We start from the raw sequence: 4,405 nt of genomic DNA, 5'->3' as shown, positions 1-4,405 counted from the left end.
GGCCGCCCCGCCGCCGCCCCGCGCCCGGCCGGCGAACTGATCCGCGAGGCCCTCGCCGAACCCGAGCGGCTGATCGCCCTCGACCCGGCCACCGCCCGCCGCGCCCGCGACCTCGGCACCCTGCTGCGCAAGGTCCGTGAACAGCTGGCCGGCGGCTGCACCGCCGAGGAAGCCCTGTGGGAACTGTGGGACGGCAGCCGCCGCTGGCGCGAACGCCTCGAACGGGCCGCCCTGCGCGGCGGCGCCGCCGGCCGCAACGCCGACCGCGACCTGGACGCGCTGTGCGCCCTGTTCGAGACCGCCGCCCGCGCCGAGGAACAGGTCACCGGCCACCGCAGCGCCCTCGACCTGCTCGCCGAACTCGAAGCCCAGGACATCGCCGCCGACACCCTCACCGTCCGCACCGTCCGCCCCGAGGCCGTACGGCTGATGACCGCCCACCGCTCCAAGGGCCTGGAATGGCGCCTGGTCGTCGTCGCCGGCGTCCAGGACGGCCTCTGGCCCGACCTGCGCCGCCGCGGCTCCCTACTGGAAGCCGACCGGATCGGCCGCGACGGCCTCGCCGAACCGCTCTCCCCGGCCGCCCTGCTCGGCGAGGAACGCCGGCTCTTCTACGTCGCCGCCACCCGCGCCAAGGAACGGCTGATCGTCACCGCCGTCAAGGCGCCCGCCGACGACGGCGACGAACCCTCCCGCTTCCTGCGCGAGCTCTACCGCGAGGACGTCGACCCCAGGACCGGCCGCGTCGTGCGCCGCACCCCTCCCGTCACCGTCGAGGACGTCACCCACCGCCCGCGCCGGCCGCTGTCGGTGGCCGCCCTCGTCGCCGAACTGCGCGCCGTCACCGTCGACCCCACCCGCTCGCCCGAACTGCGCCGCGCCGCCGCCGAACGCCTCGCCGTCCTCGCCGCCGCCTCCGACGAGGACGGGCTGCCGCTGGTGCCCGCCGCCCACCCCGACCGCTGGTGGGGCCTGGACGAAGCCACCGCCGCCCCCGAGCCGCTGCGCAGCGCCGACGCGCCCGTACGGCTGTCCGGCAGCGGCCTGGAACAACTGGAGAACTGCTCACTGCAGTGGTTCCTGGACAAGGAGGTCAAGGCCCGCAGCGCCGGCAGCGCCGCCCAGGGCTTCGGCAACGTGGTGCACGCCCTCGCCGACGAGGTCGGCTCCGGCCGCACCCCCGCCGACCTCGCCGTCCTGATGGCCCGCCTGGACACCGTCTGGGACGCCCTCGCCTTCGACGCCCCCTGGAAGTCCCAGCAGGAGAAGACCGAGGCCCGCTCCGCCCTGGAACGCTTCCTCAACTGGCACGTCCTGGAACGCGGCCGCGACCTGGTCGCCACCGAGCACGGCTTCGACGTCACCCTCGACGTCGGCGGCGTCTCGGTGCGCATCCGCGGCTCGATGGACCGGGTCGAGAAGGACCACGCCGGACGCGCCTACGTGGTCGACTTCAAGACCGGCAAGCAGATCCCCACCGACAAGTCCATGCCCGAGCACAAGCAGCTCGCCGTCTACCAGCTCGCCGTCCGGGCCGGCGCCCTCAACGAACTGCCCGGCTTCACCGAACACCCCCCGGCCACCGGCGGCGCCGAACTCGTCCACCTGCGCGAGGCCGCCGCCAAGGCCGACCCGGACGCCCCCAAGGTGCAGCGGCAGGAACCGCCCGAGGGCGACCCGTGGATCGAGGACCTGCTCGCCGAGGCCGCCGGCAAGGTCCTCGCCGAACGCTTCGTCCCGCAGACCGGCGGCGGCTGCGACCGCTGCTCCTTCCGCCGCAGCTGCTCCGCCCAGCGCGACGGGGCGCAGCTGCTCTGAGCGCGCCCTTCGGCTCGGGGCGGGTGCTCTGAGCGCCCGCTCGTGAAGTGAAGCTTGTCCGTCGCTCCGGTTACGGTTGCGGGGTGACCGCCGTGCTCAGCCATCCCGACCAGCTCAAGGAGCTGCTGGGCATCCCGTTCAACCGGGAACAGATGGCCGCCATCGGCGCCCCGCTCGCCCCGGCCGTGATCGTGGCCGGCGCAGGCTCCGGCAAGACCACCGTGATGGCCGCCCGGGTCGTCTGGCTGGTCGGCTCCGGCGCCGTACGGCCCGAGGAGGTGCTCGGCCTCACCTTCACCAACAAGGCCGCCGGCGAACTCGCCGACCGCGTCCGCACCGCCCTGCTCCGGGCCGGCGTCACCGACCGGGACGAGGCCGAACCGCTCGGCGAACCCGAGATCTCCACCTACCACGCCTTCGCCGGCCGGCTGCTCAAGGAACACGGCCTGCGGATCGGCATCGAACCCGACGTCCGGCTGCTCGCCGACGCCACCCGCTTCCAGCTCGCCGCCAAGGTGCTGCGCACCGCCCGCGGCCCCTTCCCCGCCCTCACCGGCACCTTCGCCAACCTCGTCGCCGACCTCACCGCCCTGGACGGCGAACTCGCCGAGCACCTGGTCGAGCCCGCCACGCTGCGCGCGTACGACGAGGAACTGCTCGACACCCTCGCCACCGTCAAGCTGAGCAACGACGACCTGCGGGCCGTCCCCGCCACCGCCCGCGCCCGGCTGGAACTGCTGCGCCTGGTCGAGGACTACCGCCGCCGCAAGCAGGGCGCCGGGCTGATGGACTTCGGCGACCAGATAGCCGCCGCCGCCCGTCTCGCCCAGCAGCGCCCCGAGGTCGGCGAACTGCTCCGCGGCCAGTTCAGGGTCGTCCTGCTGGACGAGTACCAGGACACCTCCGTCGCCCAGCGCCTGATGCTCGCCGGACTCTTCGGCGGCGGCCCCGACGGCAAGGGCGGGGGCCACCCGGTGACCGCCGTCGGCGACCCCTGCCAGGCCATCTACGGCTGGCGCGGCGCCTCCGTCGCCAACCTCGACGACTTCCCCCGGCACTTCCCCCAGGCCGACGGCCGCCCCGCCGACCGCTACGCGCTCAGCGAGAACCGCCGCAGCGGCGGCCGGCTGCTCGCCTTCGCCAACGAACTCGCCGCCCCGCTGCGCGCCCTGCACGAGGGCGTCGAGGCGCTGCGCCCGGCCCCCGGCGCCGAACTGGACGGCTCCGTGCGGGCCGCGCTGCTGCCCACCCACGCCGAGGAGGTCGACTGGCTCGCCGACTCCATCGCCCACCTGGTGCGCACCGGCACCGCGCCCGGCCGGATCGCCGTGCTGTGCCGCGGCGGCGCGGCCTTCCCCGACATCCACGCCGCGCTCGTCGCCCGCGAGGTGCCGGTCGAGGTGGTGGGCCTCGGCGGGCTGCTGCAACTGCCCGAGGTGGCCGACCTGGTGGCCGTCTGCGAGGTGCTCCAGGACCCGACCGCCAACGCCGCCCTGGTGCGGCTGCTGATCGGCCCGCGCTGGCGGATCGGCCCGCGCGACCTCGCCCTGCTCGGCCGCCGCGCCGCCGAACTGGTGCGCACCGAGCGGCCCGAGGGCGTCGAGGCGCTGGCCGCGGCCGTCGCCGAGGCCGACCCGACCGAGGTGGTCTCGCTGGCCGACGCGGTCGAGACCTTCCTCCAGTCGGACCAGCCCGACGACCTGCCGTTCTCCGCCGAGGCCAGGGTGCGCTTCGCCCGCCTCGCCACCGAACTGCGCGAGCTGCGCCGCGCGCTCGCCGACCCGCTGATGGACGTGCTGCACCGGGTGCTGACCGCCACCGGCCTGGAGGTCGAACTCGCGGCCTCCCCGCAGGCGCTGGCCGCCCGGCGGCGGGAGACCCTGCACGCCTTCCTGGACGTCGCCGCCTCCTTCGCCGACCTGGACGGCGACCCGGGCCTGGCCGCCTTCCTCGGTTTCCTGCGCGCCGCCCAGGAGTACGAGCGCGGACTGGACAGCAGCCTGCCCGGCGGCGAGGACACCGTGAAGGTGCTCACCGCGCACAAGTCCAAGGGCCTGGAGTGGGACGTGGTGGCCGTCCCCGGCCTGGTGAAGGGCGCGTTCCCGTCCGGCTCCCCGCGTGAACGCTGGACCAGCACCAAGCGCGTGCTCCCGCACGCCCTGCGCGGCGACCGCGCGACCCTGCCCGACGTGCGGGGCGGCTGGACGGCCAAGTCGATGGCCGCCTTCAAGAAGGAGCTGGCCGAGCACTCCGGCACCGAGGAGTTGCGCCTGGGCTACGTGGCGTTCACCCGGCCGAAGTCCCTGCTGCTGGCCTCCGGGCACTGGTGGGGGCCGAGCCAGAAGACCGTCCGCGGGCCGTCCGCCTTCCTGGAGCAGCTGCGCGCGCACTGCGAGCAGCCCGGCGCCGGCGAGGTCGAGCACTGGGCCGAGCAGCCGGAGAAGGGCGCCGAGAACCCGGCGCTGGCCGCCGCCGTCGAGCGCCCCTGGCCGCTGCCGCTGGACCCGGCCGCCCAGCACGCCCGCCGCCGGGTCGCCGAAGTGGTGCGCGCCGGGATCGCCGGCGCGGTGCGGGCGGACCCGGCGTC

General features: G+C 75.6%; 2 protein-coding genes. Both read left to right on the top strand.

Translation table 11 applies throughout. The annotated features are described in order from the left end of the window. A partial coding sequence (locus BG452_RS30555; protein WP_188307596.1) for a UrvD/REP family ATP-dependent DNA helicase occupies nt 1-1,818 on the top strand: 1,818 nt, incomplete at its 5' end. Between the two features lie 83 nt (nt 1,819-1,901). Next, nucleotides 1,902-4,405: ATP-dependent helicase (locus tag BG452_RS30550; protein ID WP_188307595.1), on the top strand; the 2,504-nt coding region annotated here is incomplete at its 3' end.

Origin of the sequence: Streptomyces sp. CBMA123 (assembly GCF_014596465.1) — a bacterium.
Lineage (GTDB): Bacteria > Actinomycetota > Actinomycetes > Streptomycetales > Streptomycetaceae > Kitasatospora.
Note: the sequence above shows the minus strand (reverse complement) of the source record. Positions and strands in the feature narration are given on the sequence as shown.